Annotated in this window: 10 protein-coding genes and 1 pseudogene; 5 read left to right on the top strand and 6 right to left on the bottom strand. The window is 67.0% G+C overall.

Translation table 11 applies throughout. The features are described from left to right. Positions 1–75: 75 nt before the first annotated feature. Together ACE3T8_RS00355 and yjjJ are read left to right on the top strand one after the other, a co-directional pair. The gene (locus ACE3T8_RS00355) at positions 76–3771 is read left to right on the top strand and encodes an indolepyruvate ferredoxin oxidoreductase family protein (RefSeq protein WP_374605869.1); all 3696 of its coding nucleotides are present in this window, start codon (positions 76–78) and stop codon (positions 3769–3771) included. 107 nt (positions 3772–3878) lie between these two features. Then, entirely contained in the window at positions 3879–5252 is a 1374-nt protein-coding gene (gene yjjJ / locus ACE3T8_RS00350; protein ID WP_374605868.1) for a type II toxin-antitoxin system HipA family toxin YjjJ, read from the top strand. 1 nt (position 5253) lies between these two features. Here the strand turns inward: yjjJ and ACE3T8_RS00345 are convergent, their stop codons facing one another. Together ACE3T8_RS00345 and ACE3T8_RS00340 are read right to left on the bottom strand one after the other, a co-directional pair. Continuing rightward, on the bottom strand, positions 5254–6084 hold the full coding sequence (locus ACE3T8_RS00345; RefSeq protein WP_374605866.1) for a murein L,D-transpeptidase catalytic domain family protein: 831 nt from the start codon (positions 6082–6084) through the stop codon (positions 5254–5256). 96 nt (positions 6085–6180) lie between these two features. After that, complete coding sequence (locus ACE3T8_RS00340; protein WP_374605864.1) at positions 6181–8079, bottom strand: M61 family metallopeptidase; 1899 nt, start codon at positions 8077–8079, stop codon at positions 6181–6183. A 134-nt stretch (positions 8080–8213) separates the two neighbouring features. Here ACE3T8_RS00340 and ACE3T8_RS00335 point away from each other — a divergent pair, with 134 nt between their 5' ends. Continuing rightward, complete coding sequence (locus ACE3T8_RS00335) at positions 8214–8510, top strand: I78 family peptidase inhibitor (RefSeq protein WP_374605863.1); 297 nt, start codon at positions 8214–8216, stop codon at positions 8508–8510. Positions 8511–8522: 12 nt separating this feature from the next. Here the strand turns inward: ACE3T8_RS00335 and ACE3T8_RS00330 are convergent, their stop codons facing one another. From ACE3T8_RS00330 to folE, 4 genes are all read right to left on the bottom strand, one after another. Next, positions 8523–9800 carry a TCR/Tet family MFS transporter gene (locus tag ACE3T8_RS00330; protein WP_374605861.1) on the bottom strand — a complete coding sequence of 426 codons (1278 nt, stop codon included), beginning with the start codon at positions 9798–9800 and terminating at the stop codon, positions 8523–8525. Between the two features lie 78 nt (positions 9801–9878). Then, positions 9879–10469, bottom strand: a complete 591-nt coding sequence (locus tag ACE3T8_RS00325; RefSeq protein ID WP_374605860.1) for a DUF2239 family protein — start codon at positions 10467–10469, stop codon at positions 9879–9881. 41 nt (positions 10470–10510) lie between these two features. Beyond that, positions 10511–11434 carry an NAD(P)/FAD-dependent oxidoreductase gene (locus ACE3T8_RS00320; protein ID WP_374605858.1) on the bottom strand — a complete coding sequence of 308 codons (924 nt, stop codon included), beginning with the start codon at positions 11432–11434 and terminating at the stop codon, positions 10511–10513. After that, positions 11421–12029: a GTP cyclohydrolase I FolE gene (gene folE / locus ACE3T8_RS00315; RefSeq protein WP_374605857.1), complete on the bottom strand. Its 609-nt coding sequence runs from the start codon at positions 12027–12029 to the stop codon at positions 11421–11423. The genes ACE3T8_RS00320 and folE overlap by 14 nt, the downstream gene beginning before the upstream one ends. Positions 12030–12246: 217 nt before the next feature. Between folE and ACE3T8_RS00310 the strand changes: the two genes are divergently transcribed. After that, the gene (locus tag ACE3T8_RS00310) at positions 12247–14139 is read left to right on the top strand and encodes a DUF885 family protein (RefSeq protein ID WP_374605856.1); all 1893 of its coding nucleotides are present in this window, start codon (positions 12247–12249) and stop codon (positions 14137–14139) included. 222 nt (positions 14140–14361) lie between these two features. Continuing rightward, positions 14362–15978: pseudogene (locus ACE3T8_RS00305) on the top strand (family 43 glycosylhydrolase). Positions 15979–16078: the final 100 nt, after the last annotated feature.

The following is a 16078-nucleotide window of genomic DNA, read 5'->3' as shown; positions in this document are numbered from 1 at the left end:
ATCGCCGGGCCACTGCTAAAATGGCCGGTCTTTGCTCCAACACCGTGCCAGCGCGTCGCCAGCCCCGGGGTTTCCATGACCAGCACCGCCGAACTCTCCTCGCCGTCCTCGGCGAACACCGCGCTCACCAACTCGGTGGTCGATGCCGACTACACGCTGGAGGACAAGTACCGCCGCACGCAGGGCCGCATCTACCTGAGCGGGGTGCAGGCGCTGGTGCGGTTGCCGCTGATGCAGAAGCTGCGCGACGAGCGCGCGGGGCTGGATACGGCCGGCTTCATCAGCGGCTACCGTGGCTCGCCGCTGGGCGGGTTCGACCTGGAGTTGTGGCGGGCCAAGAAGCACCTGGAATCGTCGAAGGTGAAGTTCACCCCCGGCCTCAACGAGGACCTGGGCGCGACGATGGTCTGGGGCACCCAGCAACCCGGCCTGTTCCCCGGCGCGAAGCACGATGGCGTGTTCGGCATGTGGTACGGCAAGGGCCCGGGCGTGGACCGTTGCGGCGACGTGTTCAAGCATGCGAACGCGGCGGGCACGTCGAAGCACGGCGGCGTGCTGGCGCTGGCCGCGGACGACCACAACTGCCGCAGCTCGACCCTGCCGCACGGCAGCGAGCACGAATTCGTCAGCGCGATGATGCCGGTGCTCAACCCGGCCGGCGTGCAGGACATCCTCGACATGGGCCTGCTCGGCTTCGCGATGTCGCGCTTCACCGGCCGCTGGGTCGGTTTCAAGACCATTGCCGAGACCGTGGAGTCCTCCGCCTCGGTCGATGTCGATCCGTTCGCGATGCAGATCGTGGTGCCCGGCGATGCCGACTTCGAGATGCCGCAGGGCGGCCTCAACATCCGCTGGCCGGATCCGCCGCTGGACCAGGAGATGCGCCTGCACCGTTACGCGGTCAAGGCCGCGCAGGCGTTCGCGCGGGCCAACGGCATCGACCGCATCGTGGTGGATTCGCCGAATGCGCGGCTCGGCATCGTCACCACCGGCAAGTCCTACCTCGACGTGCTGCAGGCGCTGGAATACCTGGGCCTGGACGAAGCCGCCTGCCGCGACCTCGGCATCCGCGTGTACAAGGTCGGCATGACCTGGCCGCTGGAACCGGTCGGCATCCGCGCCTTCGTGCGCGGGCTGGAAGACATCCTCGTGGTCGAGGAAAAGCATTCCTTCATCGAGTCGCAGATGAAGGAACTGTTCTACAACTTCGATGGCCAGCGCCCGAGCATCGTCGGCAAGTACGACGAATCCGGCGATTGGATCCTGCCGAGCACCGGCGAACTGACCCCGGCGCGCATCGCGGGCGTGATGGCCAAGCGCATCCAGCGCTTCCACGACAGCGAACACATCCGCGACGTGCTGCGCTGGATGGAAAACAAGGAAGGCGAGCTCGCATTGCCGCGCGCCAACTTCCCGCGCGTCCCGCATTATTGCAGCGGCTGCCCGCACAACAGCAGCACCAAGGTGCCGGAAGGTTCGCGCGCACAGGGCGGCATCGGTTGCCATTACATGGTGACGTGGATGGACCGCAGCACCGACACCTTCACCCACATGGGCGGCGAAGGCGTGACCTGGGCGGGCCAGGCGGCGTTCACCGAGACGCCGCACATCTTCCAGAACCTGGGCGATGGCACCTATTTCCACAGCGGCTCGCTGGCGATCCGCCAGTCGATCGCGGCCGGCGTCAACATCACCTACAAGATCCTCTACAACGACGCAGTGGCGATGACCGGCGGCCAGCCGGTCGACGGCACCCTGACCGTGCCGCAGATCGCCCACCAGATGCGCGCGGAAGGCGTGCAGACCATCGTCCTGCTCAGCGACGACATCGACAAGTGGACCGATCCGTCGATCTTCCCGAACGGCGTGAGCTTCCACGACCGTCGCGAACTCGATGCCGTGCAGAAGACGCTGCGCGAGGTGAAGGGCGTCTCGATCCTGATCTTCGACCAGACATGTGCGACGGAAAAGCGCCGCCGTCGCAAGCGCGGCAAGGTGGTCGATCCGCAGAAGCGCGTGGTCGTGAATTCACTGGTCTGCGAAGGCTGCGGCGACTGCGGCCAGAAGAGTTTCTGCGTGAGCGTGCTGCCGAAGGACACCGAGTTCGGCCGCAAGCGCGAGATCGACCAGAGCAACTGCAACAAGGACTACAGTTGCGTCGAGGGCTTCTGCCCGAGCTTCGTCACCGTGCACGGCGGCAAGCCGCGCAAGGGCAAGAAAGTGAACGCGGCCGACAAGCTGGCCTCGATCCCAGCGCCGCAAATCCGCAGCGACCTGTCGCAGCCCTGGAACATCCTGATCACCGGCGTCGGCGGCACCGGCGTGGTGACCATCGGCGCGTTGCTGGGCATGGCCGGGCACCTGGAAGGCAAGGGCTCGAGCGTGCTCGACCAGACCGGCCTGGCCCAGAAGGGCGGCGCGGTGACCACGCATATCCGCATCGCCAAGTCGCCGGCCGACATCCACGCCGTGCGCATCGCCGCCGGCGAGGCCGACCTGGTGCTGGGCTGCGACATGGTGGTGGTCAACGACTACTGGGTGCTGTCGAAGATCCGCCCCGAGCGCAGCACCGTGGTGATGAACACCTACGAGGCGATGCCGGGCACCTTCACCACGCGCCCGGACATGCAGTTCCCGGCCGCCGACATCGTCAAGGCGGTGAGCTCCGCGCTCAACGGCGAGGTGCCGCTGCTGATCGACGCGACGCACATCGCCACCGCGTTGATGGGCGACGCGATCGCCGCCAACCTGTTCATGCTCGGCTACGCCTGGCAGCAGGGACTGGTGCCGATCTCGTTCGACGCGCTGATGCGCGCGATCGAACTCAACGGCGCCGCGGTGGAGATGAACAAGACCGCGTTCGCGTGGGGTCGCCTCGCCATGGTCGACCTCGCCTCGGTGGTCGAGGCCGCCGGCATCGTCCGCAATGCGCCGACCACTGCGGAACGCACTGCGTTGCCGTTGCCGTTGCTCGGCGCCACCAACAACGATGCCGGCGAGTCCGGCCTCACCCCGTTCGCCGCCGACCTGCGCCGCGAGGACGAACTCCGCCACGTGCCGGCCAATGCGGGCAGCGACATCGCCTTCCTACCCCTGGACGATGCACGCCTCTCGCGGTCGCTGGACGAGGTCATCGCGCGCCGCGTGGCCTTCCTCACCGAATACCAGAACGCGAAGTACGCCAGGCGCTATTCCGATTTCGTGGCCAAGGTGCGCGCAACCGAAAGCGCGAAGGCGCCGGGTAGCACCGACCTGTCGGAAGCGGTGGCTCGCTACTTCTTCAAGCTGATGGCCTACAAGGACGAGTACGAAGTGGCGCGCCTGTACACCAGCGGCGACTTCAAGCGCCGCGTGGCGCAGCAGTTCGAAGGCGACTACAAGCTGAAATTCCACCTCGCGCCGCCGCTGTTCGCGAAGAAGAATGCGCAGGGCCAGCTGCTGAAGAAGGAATACGGCAGCTGGATGCTCACCGCTTTCGGCCTGATGGCGAAGCTGCGCGGCCTGCGCGGCACCCCGCTCGACATCTTCGGCTACACCGCCGAACGCCGCAGCGAGCGCGCCCTGATCGGCGACTATGAGAAGACCGTGAGCGCGCTGTTCGACAAGCTCGATGCCGGCAACGTCGACCTGGCCGCCGACATCGCCAGCATCCCCGAGCAGATCCGCGGCTATGGCCACGTCAAGGAAGCCCACCTGCACAAGGCCAAGGCCCGCGAAGCGGAGTTGCTGAGGGAATGGGTCAACCCGTTGCGGGTGGTGCAGGCGGCCTGAATCTATTCAATATCTATTCTGCATCAGTCCGTATCAGTCCGTATCAGTCCGTATCAGTCCGCTGAAGCGGGCTTGATTATCTATTCAATTATCTATTCAATCGGTGCATGGCGGATGCCCGAACCATGCAACTGGAAGACCTGCTCCACCGCAACGGCCCACTGACCGCTGCGGCCTTGGGGCAGGCGTTGGGCGTCAGCCAACCCAGCGTCTCCCGCCTGCTGGCGGCGGCGGGGGATCGCATCGTCCGCATCGGACGCGCGCGCGCCAGCCGCTATGCGCTGGGCCACGACATTGCTCGTGCCGGCAACCGATGGCCGCTCTACCGGATCGACGACGCAGGTCGCGGCGCACCGCTGGGCGAACTGCGCGCACTGCATGGCGGCGGCTTCCACCTCGAACCCGCGCACCCGCTGCCAGCATTCGTGCATGGCAGCTTTTCCGATGGCCTGTTTCCCGGGCTGCCGTGGTTCCTCGACGACCAGCGCCCGCAGGGATTCCTGGGTCGCGCGTTCGTGCGTCGCGTCGCGCCCGACATCGGTGCGCCCGACGACCTGGTCCGCTGGCAGGCCGATGATGTGGTGCTAGCCCTGCTGCGCCATGGCGAAGACGAACCCGGTGACTTGGTGATGGGTGAAGATGCCCTGCAACGCGCGCTGAAGGCGATGCTGTCGCCCGATGTGATCGCCCTGTCGGAACGCGCGACCCGTTATCCCGAATTCGCGGAAGTAGCGCTCGCAGGCGAAGACATCGGCTCGTCCGCGGGCGGCGAACAGCCGAAGTTCACCGTGTTGTTGCAGGGCGACGACGGCACGCGCGCGGTGATCGTCAAGTTCAGCGAACGCAGCAGCACGCCAGCGGGCCAGCGCTGGGCGGATCTTCTGCAGTGCGAACATCTTGCGGGCGAGGTCTTGCGCGACCACGGTATCGCCGCCGCGGAAAGCGAACTCATTCGTGCCGACGGCCGGGTGTTCCTGCAATCCACCCGCTTCGACCGCACGCCCGTGCTCGGCCGGCGCGGACTGGTGTCGCTGGCCGCGCTGGATGCCGCGTATTACGGCCACGGCCGCATCGACTGGTGGAAGTTCGCGCCGCAACTGCAGCGCGATGGCTGGCTGGCTGCGGACGATGCGCGGACACTCGCATTGCGCGGTTGGTTCGGTGCATTGATCGGGAACAGCGACATGCACCTGGGCAACGCCAGCCTGATCCTGGCCGACGCGCGCCCGCTGGCGTTGGCACCCAGCTACGACATGTTGCCGATGGCGTTGCGACCCGCTTCCACCGGCGAAATCGTGCCGCGTACGCTGGACATTCCCGCGCCGCTGCCGGAACACCATACGGACTGGCTGTCGGCGGCCGATATGGCGATGCGGTTCTGGACGCGTGTTGCAGCGAGCGAAGGCATTACCGCCACGTTCCGCGACATCGCCGCCATGCAATTGCAGAAACTCGACGCCGCGCGCCGTCGCTTCGCTTGAATCAGGGCGCGGCGACCGCACCCACAGCAGCGCCAGCACCCAGCGTGCCTGCGCGCGCGGCGGCGAGGATCTGCCCGGCGCTGCGGCCATCGCAGGCGAAGCTGCGGCCGCGTTGCAGGAACGCGGCGTCGTCGGCGTAGGAGAACAGCAGTTGGCGCTGCTTGAGGGTGTCGATGACGACCTTCGCCACCTGCTCGCGCAAGGCCGGGCAACCCTGGCTGCGACCGAGCCGTCCCTGCGTGCGGATCAGCTCGGGATTCGCGTACCAGGCGCCGTGCATGACGATGGCGCGAGAACGCGCGTGATCGTTGAAGCCGGGATCGAGTCCATCCATGCGCAGCGAATAGCCGTTGCCGCCCTGGTAGGTCTCGGCGGTGCGGAACAGGCCCAGGCTGGTGGCGTGGCTGCCGTCCTCGTTGGAGAAGCGCTTCGCGATGTTGTCGCCGGTGCCGGAACCGTGGGCCACGTGTTCGTTGAACAGCAATGCATCGCCCGCCACGTCGAACACCCACAGGCGCTTCTCGGTGGACGGCCGCGAGTAGTCGATCACCGCGAGCTTGGCCTCGTCATCGACCTCGCCATTGCGCAGGGCGCAGGCGCGCGCCTCCAAGGCAAGCGCGAGCACGCCAGGATCAAGACCCGGCGCCAGGCGGCGGATGCGATCCAGCGTCGAGGACGGCATCGGCGTGGTCGCGGACGGCGCGACTGCGACCACAAGCGGCGGTGCCATCACGGGAGCCGCAGTGACGGTGTCGGTACGCGTCGCCGGGCCGGCACAGCCGGCCAGCAGGGCGGCCGCACACGCGGTGGCGGGCAGTCGGAGCTTGCGCATGGCGCGACCTTACCGCCACGCCACGTTGATGTCGCTGAACGCGCGCGTCGAAGCTGAACGACCGCGCGCGCTTCGACGGATCTGCGACGACGGTCGTTACTTGCGTGCGGTCAGCATCGGCGTGAGCGTGTCGGGCTTGCCCTCGATGCGCTCCAGGTGCGGATAGCGCAGGCCGCCGCGGTAATCGAGCCTGATCGTGCGGTAGATGTCGAAGTCGCGCAGCATCAGTTCGATCGGCGCGCCGGTCTTCGCCGCGGTCACCGCTTCGTCCAGCACGTCCTTGTCGTAGGCCAGGCCGTTGACCGCGACCACGGTGCTGCCGCTGCCGATGCCGGCCTTGAACGCCGGGCTGTCCCAGCGCACGTCGCCGATCACGCCTTCCTTGTTCAAGGACAGGCCCAGCGAATAGGTGTAATCGGCACCGCCGCCGCGGGAACTGGCCTTGGCGTAGGCATTCGGTTCGTCCTTGTAGACCAGCTTCCAGCCGCTGGCCTCGATGCCGCCGGTGAGGGCGACCTTGCCGTCCAGGCGATCGCGCAGGAAGGTGGTCCAGTCGTGCGGCTGCACGCCGTTCAGCGTCTTCACCACGTCCTCGAAGGTGTAGGTGTTCTGCACTTTCCATTCGCCGTCATTGACCCCGAAGAACGCGCGGGCGAAATCGTCCAGCGACTTGCGTCCGCCGCTCTTCGTGCGGATCAGCGCGTCGGCTTCCCACCAGATCATCTGGCCGCCGCGGTAGTAGTCCTCGCTCATCTGGTAGTTCAGGTACGCACGCGAAGCGCGGCCGACCACGATCGGGTCGTTGGTGGTGTCCTGGATACCGCGCCACTGCAGGCCCGCGCGGTTATCCGCATACGTCGCCGCGACCAATGCCAGCGCATCGCGCGAGGCCGCCAGCGGGCGCAGGCCGCTGCGCGCAGCCAGCACGTTGCCCCAGAACTGGGTCTGCCCCTCGTACACCCACAGCAGGCTGTCCTGCATCGGCACGTTGAAATTCGGCGTCCACAGGTCGGCACCGCGACGGTACTTGCCGTTCCACGAGTGCACGAACTCGTGCGCCAGCAGGTCGGTGAAGCCGGCCTTTTCGTTCCAGCCGGTGAAGTAGTCGGTACCCACGCCATTTTCGCTGGAACGCTGGTGCTCCAGGCCGTTGCCGCCCATCTGTCCCGACAGCGAAAACAGGAACTGGTAGTGGTCGTAATGCTGCGCGCCGAACAGCTTCAGCGTTTGCTCGACCATCGCCTTGTGGATGGCGACCTGCGCGGGCTTGGCTTCGAGGAACTTCGCGGCATCCGCGACCACGCCCAGGCGCACCGGCACCTTGCTGCCGGCCGGGGTGAGGTCGATGTTCTTCGCATGGCGACCGGCGTAGACCGGCGAGTCGACCAGGATGTCGAGCGGCACGTCCTGGTAATCCACCGTGTCGCCGCTGCGACCCTGCTCGTGCAGCGCGGTGAACGCGGTCCAGCCGGCCGGATAGGTGACGCGCGGATCGAACATGATCTTGCCTGCGTAGTGCCCGGCCGGGTACAGCACGGTGGAGAGGAACTGCAGGTTGAGCATGCGCGGGGTCATCACCACGCGGCCCTGGCCGCTGCCGGTCGCGGTCAGGAAGTCGAATTCCGCGGTGATCTGGGACACGCCCTGCGGCACGTCCAGGTGGAAGGCATGCACGTTCAGCGTGTCGCGCTTCCACTCCAGTTTGCGGTTGCCCGCCTTGAACGTGAGCCCGGCGATCTTGTCGATCGCGCCGCGCGGCGAATGCCCACCCGGCACCCACGCCGGATACAGCAAGGTCAGCGGCCCCGATTGCACCGGGATGGTCTGCCTGACCTTGAAGATGCGCTGGTTGAGGTTGGTGGCATCGATGTCGAGCCGGATCGTGCCCGGCGCATAGGCCACGTCGCGCGGCGCGGGGATCGACGATGCGTCCTGCGCATGGGCGCCGCCGGCAAGCAACAGGGACAGGGCGACGGGCAACAGGCGACGATGCATCGGGCAACTCCAGGGCGGGACGTGATCGTCCATCCTAGGACGTCGTTGCGCGATCGCGCCTGCCGGAAGCCATGTACGCGCAGTTAATCCGCGTCCGACCATGCTCGCTGCATCACAGTCCCGGGAATCCGCCCATGTCGCTGCGCCCGTTGTTCCTGCTTCCCACCCTGCTCGCGCTTGCAGCCTGCGCCTCGCAGCCCGCAGCCGACGAACCGACCGCAGGTATAGGCACCTGCAATGCCGAACCCGCGCAGTCTTACGTCGGCAAGCCTGCCAGCGATGCCAATATCGAAGCCGCGTTCAAGGCCTCCGGCGCGAAGACCATGCGCTCGATCAAGCCAGGCCAGGCGGTGACGATGGATTACCGCGAGGACCGGGTGAACGTGTACCAGGACGCAAGCGGCAACATCGAACGCATCGGCTGCGGCTGATCGCTTCGTACGTCAGGCTGTGGGCTCGTCCGCAGCCTTGGCCGGCAGGTGCGCGGCATCGGTAAAACGCCAGGCCACGAACGCCGCGATCGCCAGCATCAGCGCGGCGATGAGGAACGCGATGCCGGGCATCCGCACCGGCGCGTGCGGGCCGATGAAGAACCCGAACGAACCGGCGAACACCGCCGGGGCGAAGATCCCGGCCAGCGACACCAGGCTGCTCATCGAACCCTGGATGCGACCCTGCGCATCGGCCGGCACCTGTTGGGTAATCAGCGCCTGCGTCGCCGGCGCGGCGATCGCCCACAGCGCGCTGATCGGCAAGCCAAGCATGAACCACCAGCCGCTGCCAGCCAGTCCGTAGATGCAGAAGCCCACGGTGCCGCAGGCCAGGCCGAACAGCACCGCGCGGCGTTCGCCCAGCGCCTTCACCAGCCGGCCGACCAGCAGCACGTTGACGATCACGCTGAGCACGCCGACCACCGACAGCACATAGCCGGCCTGCTTTTCCTTCCAGCCGTAGGCGGCATCGGCGAACAGCACGAACGTGCTCGGATACACGTAGTGGGCGAAGTTGGCGATGAACACCACCGCGACCAGGCCCCAGATCTGCGGATACTCGCGCAGCATCTTCACCCCGCCCATCGGCTTGGCATGGGTCCAGTCGAAACGCGGCGTGCGCTTCTCCTTCGGCAGCGATTCCGGCAGCACGAACAGGCCGTAGCAGAAGTTGAGCAAGGCGAGCCCCGCCGCGAACCAGAACGGCAGGCGATGGTCGATATCGCCGAGCACGCCGCCGATCAGCGGGCCGATGATGAAGCCCAGCCCGAACGCCGCGCCGATCATGCCGAAGCTCTTCGCGCGTGCTTCCGGCGCGGTGACGTCGGCGATGTAGGCATTCGCGGTGGTGAAGCTGGCCGAGGTCACCGCCGAGATGATCCGGCCGACGAACAGCCAGGCCAGGCTCGGCGCCAGCGCCATGAACATGAAATCCAGGCCCAGCCCGAGGCACGAGATCAGGATTACCGGGCGCCGGCCGTAGCGATCCGCCAGCGCGCCCTGGATCGGCGCGCTGAAGAACTGCACCAGCGAGAACGCGAAGGCGAAGGCACCGGTCCAGTACGCGGCGGTGGACGTATCGCCGCCGACGAATTCCTGCACCAGGTGCGGCAGCACCGGGATGATCACCCCGAACGCCAGCACGTCGATCAGCACGGTGATGAAGATGAAGATCAGCGCGGCCTGGCGTGCGCCGCCGTTCAATGGATTCGTCGCGAGGGGTGCGTTCAAGTGGAATCCCGTTGCCTTGCGATGACGCAGCGGCGTGGAGGTGGATGTACAGGTTGCGCCGCGGGCAGCGCGCGATTGTCAGCTGCCGAAGGCGTCCGTGGCCAGCCACGTGGCGTGGTCGCGCACATCGTCGGCCCAGCGCGCCACCTGCTCTTCGAAGCGGGCCACGTCGCCGGCGAACAGCGCGCGCGCCGCGTCCTCGAAGCCGGGCGCGTCGCCGGCCATCGCCTGCATGAAGCGGAACGTGGCTTCCTGCGCGGCGCGGCGGCGGTCGTCGCCGGAGGACACCTTGCGGGCCTCCTCCACCAGCTTGCGCAATGCGACGGACGCACCACCGGGCTGCGCGGCCAGCCAGTCCCAGTGACGCGGCAGCAGGGTGATCTCGCGGGCGACCACGCCCAGCTTCGGTCGGCCCGGCTTGCGCGGCACCGGCGCGGCATCCGCACTGGCCGAGAGTTGCGGTTGCGCCAGCAGGCGCAGCAGGTCGGCGGCGGGCAGCTCCAGCGGCACTTCGATGGTGCGTGCGTCGGCATCGTCGAACACCAGCACCGGCCGGTCGGGATGCAGGTCGAAGGCCTGCTTGGCCTTCATCGCGACGTGGCGGAGTTCGCCGCTGGCGATCCGTTGCGGGCCGGAAAACGCGGTGCAACGCAGGGATGGACTGGACATGCGCGCCTCCAAAACGAGGCGCTTATTTTATCCGGGCAAAATCAAACGTCAATCTGCCGTTCGCGCCAGTTGGCCGGAAGTCGACCATGCAACGCGGACGCCGCGATCGCAGCATGGCCCATCGCTACGCTGATCTGGTTGAGCGCGCTGACCACGTCGCCGATCGCGTACAGCCCGTCGACGCTGGTCTGCATGCGCGCGTCCACGACCAGTTCGGCGTTGTCGTCCACCGCCGCACCGAGCTCGCTGGCCAGGCGCGACTGCGCATCGCTGCCCAGCACCGGATACAGCGTGTCGAAGCGGCGCGTGCCGGCGGCGGTCTCGACCTCGCAACCGTGCTCGTCGCAACGCATGGACAGCGCAGGCGGCAGCAATTCGATGCCGGCCTGCTCGGCGACTTCGGCGCATTCGGGCGACGGCTCGCCGGCCTGGCTGGGCACCACCGCGACGGTGCGCGAGAAGCTGCGCAGGAACGCCGCGTGGTGGATGCCGACATCGACCGGTGCCAGCACCGCGATGTCGGCGTCGCTGGCCTCGTAGCCGTCGCAGATCGCGCACAGCCGCACCGCGTGCGAGGCAATGCCGACCTCCAGCCCGTCCATCGCCGGCATCACGTCGACCACGCCGGTGGCCAGCAACACGAAGCGCGCGCACCACGTGCGCCCGTCCGCGGCAGTGGCGACGAATGCTTCGCCGTCGCGCTGCAGCCGTTCGATGCGGCCGTCCTCGATCGACACACCGAACGCTTCGGCCTGCGTGCGCAGCTTGCCGAGCAGGGCATCGCCGCCGATCCCGTGGGGGAAGCCCGGGCAGTTGTGGCTGGTCGGGATCCAGCGCGCGCGGCTCTTGCCGGCATCGACCACCACGAAGCGCCGATGGAAACGTGCGAGATACGTGGCAGCGGTCAGCCCGGCAGGACCGGCGCCGACCACCAGCACGTCGAGCAGGTCGTCAGCGCTTGCCACCGACATCGATGAAACGCAGGAATTCGGCGCGGGTGCGCGCGTCGTCGCGGAACCCGCCGAGCATCTTCGAGGTCACCATCGACACCCCGCGCTTGTGGATGCCGCGCGTGGTCATGCACTCGTGCGCGCCCTCCACCACCACGCCGACGCCGCGTGGATGCAAGGCGCGCTGGATGCAATTGGCGATCTGCGCGGTCATCTTTTCCTGCACCTGGAAACGCCGCGCGTAGGCCTCGACCACGCGCGCCAGCTTGCTGATGCCGACGACCTTGCCGTCCGGCAGGTAGCCGATGTGCACCTTGCCGATGATCGGCGCCATGTGGTGCTCGCAATGGCTTTCGTACTCGATGTCGCGCAGCACGATCATCTCGTCGTAGCCGGCGACTTCCTCGAAGGTGCGCGCCATGTACTCGTCCGGATCCAGCGCGTAGCCGCTGAACCAGTCCTCGTAGGCCTTGGCCACGCGCTTCGGCGTGTCCAGCAGGCCTTCGCGCGCCGGATCGTCGCCGGACCAGCGCAGCAGCGTGCGCACCGCGTCCTCGGCCTGCGCGCGGCTGACCTGGTTGCGAACATCGTCGTTGCGGTTGTCGGACATGCGGCCGCCGGCCTTCGCGGAATCGGGAGCGCCATGGTAACCCGCAGGCCTCGGCGGCAGCGGACGCCACGCGGACTCGCCCGCGATGCTCAAGCGGCATAGAAACTTGCGCTCCGCGCATTTCCACGCGGCGAGGCGGGCGTCGTGACCATTCGCATAGGCAGCGCAGTCCGGCAGGCCACACAATCCGCTTGCCTTCTCCCCCAAGGATCCCCCGATGCCGCCCTTCCTCCCCCGCTCAGCGCTCGCGCTTGCCGTCTCCCTCAGCCTCGGCCTTGGCATGGCTGCCTGCTCGAAACCCGCCGCCGACACCACGCCTGCCGCGACCACGGCCGCCGCTGCGCCCACCGCCGAAGAGGTCAAGGCCGAATCCGCGCGGCTCAACACGTGGTTCGAGAAGAAGTACGAGGAACAACTGCAGTTCAGCCCGATCCAGCTGACCATGCTCGGCCGCAAGGAGCTGTACGACCAGATCGACGACATGTCGGAAGCCGGCATGCGCAAGCAGCTGGCCTGGCAGGAAGCCTCGGTGAAGGAGATGGAAGCCGGCTTCAAATACGAATCGCTGGATCCGGAAACGCAGTTGTCGTTCGACCTCTGGAAGAAGCAGTACGAGAACGCCCGCGACGGCATGGCCTTCATCGGCAACGGCTATCCGTTCGAGCAGATGGGCGGCGTGCAGAGTTTCGCGCCCACCTTCCTGATCAATTTCCACAAGGTCGCCGACGAGAAGGACTACCTGGCCTACATCGCCCGCCTGCAGAAGCTCGGCACCGCCTTCGACCAGGCGCTGGAGCGCGCGCGCGCGTCCTCCGCCAACAACATCCGCCCGCCGAAGTTCGCCTATGAAGGCGTGATCGACCAATCGAGCAAGATCATAGCCGGTGCGCCCTTCGATGGCGGCAAGGACAGCGCGCTGTGGGCCGATGCGCAGGCCAAGGCCGATGCGCTGGTGAAGGATGGCAAGGTCAGCGCCGAACGCGCCACCGCGCTCAAGGCGGAAGCGCGCAAGGCGCTGCTCGACAGCGTCAAGCCGGCCTACGAGCGGATCATCGCGTTCGCCCGCGAGGAACTGCCGAAAGCCGCGGTGAATCCGAGCGGCGTGGGAACGACACATGCCAATGGCGCGGCGTACTACGCGCACCAGTTGAAGACCAACACCTCCACCGGCATGTCCGCCGACGAGATCCACCAGCTCGGCCTGTCCGAGGTCGCGCGCCTGCGCGGCGAACTGGAAGCCGTGCAGAAGACCATGGGCGTCGAGGGCGACCTGCCGGCGTTCTTCAAGCACGTGCAGTCCGATCCGGAGCGGCTGTTCCCGAACACCGACGAAGGCCGCCAGGCCTACATCGACGAGGCCAGCGCCGACATCGCCAACATCAAGGAGCACCTGCCGGACTACTTCGGCCTGCTGCCCAAGGCCGACCTGGTGGTCAAGCGCGTTGAGGCCTTCCGTGAACAGCCCGGTGCCGCCCAGCATTACTACCCCGGCACGCCGGACGGCACGCGCCCCGGCGTGTACTACGCGCACCTGGTCGACATGAACTCGATGCCGAAGACCGAGCTCGAGGTGATCGCGTACCACGAAGGCCTGCCGGGCCATCACATGCAGATATCGATCGCACAGGAACTCACCGGCGTGCCGACCTTCCGCACCCAGGCCTTCGACACCGCGTACACGGAGGGCTGGGGCCTGTATTCCGAATGGCTGGCCAAGGAAATGCCCGGGACCTACCAGACGCCGTACTCGGAATACGGTCGATTGATGTCGGAGATGTGGCGCGCGATCCGCCTGGTGGTGGACACCGGCATGCACGCCAAGGGCTGGACCGAGCAGCAGGCGGTCGACTACTTCCGCGCCAACAGCTCGGTACCGGATGCGGCGATCAAGTCGGAGATCCAGCGCTACCTGGTGATGCCCGGCCAGGCCACCGCGTACAAGGTCGGCATGATCAGGATCCAGCAGTTGCGCAAGAAGGCCGAGACCGAACTCGGCGAGAAGTTCGACATCCGCGGTTTCCACGACACCATCCTCGGCGGCGGTGCCATGCCGATGGACCTGCTGGAACGGCGCGTGGACAGTTGGATCGCGAGCAGGAAGACAAGCTGATCGCGGCGGCGGGGGCTGTCTGAATTTTTGTGTGTGAGGCGGTTTTTGGACCTGTCTCTCAGCGCGGCGCGAGGGTGCAGGAAACTTCACTCTGGCCCCTTTTTTACCGGGAAATCCACTCTGACCCCATTTCCCTTCCGCCGGCTATTCCACCAGCGCATGACTGGTATGCCGATGCCCTTCCGTGGGTAGATGCGCGCAACGCACTGCACGGAACCGCCGATGACCACCCGCAGGGACCTGTTCAAGGCGATGGCCGTGGGCGCACTCGCGGCGCCGCTGCAAGGCATCGCCGGCACTGCATCGGCCGAGACCTGCACCTCGCGCACGCCGACGTGGGGCCGCGGCATCGAAGGCCAGCGCAAGGCCGACCTCGGCGACGGCAGCTACCTCAATCCGATCATCGCCGCCGACCATCCGGATCCGACCATCCTCAAGGATGGCGACGATTACTACATGACGTTCTCGTCGTTCCTCTCGTATCCGGGACTGGTGCTCTGGCATTCCACCGATCTGGTCAACTGGGCGCCGGTCGGCCCCGCGCTGCACACGCACCTCGGCGACATCTGGGCGGTCGACCTGTGCAAGCACGGCGATCGCTATTTCATCTACATCCCGGCGAACCCCACCGGCGATGGCTGGTCGATCTTCGTGATCTGGACCGACGACATCCGCGGGCCGTGGAGCGCGCCGGTCGACCTCGGCATCCGCGGCTGCATCGATCCCGGCCACGTGGTCGGCGAGGACGGCAAGCGCTATCTGTTCGTCAACGGGATCCGCAAGATCCGCCTGCGCGACGACGGCCTGGCCACCGACGGCGAGCTGCAGGACGCCTACCAGCCATGGCGCTATCCGGCGCACTGGATCACCGAGAACTTCGCGCCCGAAGGCCCGAAACTGCTGTGGCGCGACGGCTGGCTCTACCTGGTCACCGCGGTCGGCGGCACCGCCGGCCCGGCAACGGGCCACATGGTGATCGCCGCGCGTTCGCGCTCGGTGCACGGCCCGTGGGAACACTGCCCGCGCAATCCGCTGGTGCGCACGCTGAGCGCCGACGAACCATGGTGGTCGCGTGGCCACGCAACCCTGGTGGAAGGCCCGGCCGGCGACTGGTGGATGGTCTATCACGGCTACGAGAATGGCTTTCGCACACTGGGCCGGCAGACCTTGCTGGAACCCGTCGAGTGGACCGATGACGGCTGGTTCCGCGCGATGGGTGGTGATCTGTCGAAGCCGTTGCGCAAACCCGCCGGCGGCAAGGCCGGCGCCGCCAGTGCCGCGTTATCCGGCGGCTTCGAGGCCGAACGCTTCGGCACGCAGTGGTGCTTTCACCAACCCGGCCCGGACGAAGACAAGCGCATCACGCGCGATGGCGATGCGCTGATCCTTGCCGCGTCGGGCACATCGCCCGCCAAAGTGCGCCGCTGGTCTGCCAGGTCGGCGACCGCGCCTGCCAGGTCGAGGTGGCGATGGAACTCGATGGCAGCGACGTCGAGGCCGGCCTGCTGCAGTACTACAACCCGAAAGCCTTCATCGGCCTGGGCTTCACCGCGGACACCGTCAAGACCTGGCAGTACGCCGAGGAATTGCCATGGGCACGCGTGCCGCGCGCGAGACGATCGGTGCGCGTGCGCATGACCAACAACGCGCACGTGGTCACCTTCGAGTATTCGCAGGACGATGGCCGCAGCTGGACCGTGCATGGAAGTCTCCGGCATGCACCACAACGTGTTTGGCGGCTTTCTCAGCCTGCGTGTCGGTTTGTTCGCCATCGGCAAGGGCGCGGTGCGCCTGCGCGACTTCCGCTATCGCGCGCTGGAAGAATCCACCGCAGGCTGACGAAGGCAGCGCGATTAGCTGGCAACCCGTGCCGTCACCAAGCTGACTGGCACCTCATCCAATCTTTGCGTTTTCTTCGCGATCCGCAAATGGGCAGTGG

Origin of the sequence: Thermomonas sp. (assembly GCF_041919455.1) — a bacterium.
Classification (GTDB): Bacteria; Pseudomonadota; Gammaproteobacteria; order Xanthomonadales; family Xanthomonadaceae; genus Thermomonas.
This window is presented reverse-complemented; position numbering and strand designations above follow the sequence as displayed.